1 pseudogene is annotated in these 428 nt (G+C 68.7%); it reads right to left on the bottom strand.

The features are described from left to right. Window positions 1-428: pseudogene (locus tag JHD80_RS27155) on the bottom strand (pyruvate dehydrogenase (acetyl-transferring), homodimeric type); the annotation flags it as partial.

The following is a 428-nucleotide window of genomic DNA, read 5'->3' as shown; positions in this document are numbered from 1 at the left end:
AGGTCATGGCCGCCGCGCTTCAAGCGGTCGATCTGCTCGTCCGTCAGGCCCTGGGCCAGGGCGGCGAGCTCGGGGTTCTGTCCGAAGAAATGCTCGCGGTTGTAGCGTACGTCCTTGGCGGCGAAGGTCTGCATCTGCCCGTCCACCGTGCCGCCCAGCGTGCGTGCCAGGGTGCCGGTGAGGTCGCGCGCAAACAACCCTTCCAAGTCGCTGCCCCACAGCAGCTTGACCACGTTCCAGCCCGCGCCGGCAAACAGCCGCTCCAGCTCATCGACGATGCGGCCGTTGCCGCGCACCGGGCCGTCCAGCCGCTGCAGATTGCAGTTGACCACCCAGACCAGGTTGTCCAGCCCCTCGCGCGCGGCCAGCGTGAGGGCGCTCATGCTTTCGGGCTCGTCCATCTCGCCGTCGCCGAACACGCCCCAGAC

Source organism: Allobosea sp. ASV33, from assembly GCF_016428755.1.
Lineage (GTDB): Bacteria > Pseudomonadota > Alphaproteobacteria > Rhizobiales > Beijerinckiaceae > Allobosea.
The sequence above is the reverse complement of the archived record's forward strand: the minus strand, read 5'-3'. Positions and strand labels throughout refer to the sequence as shown.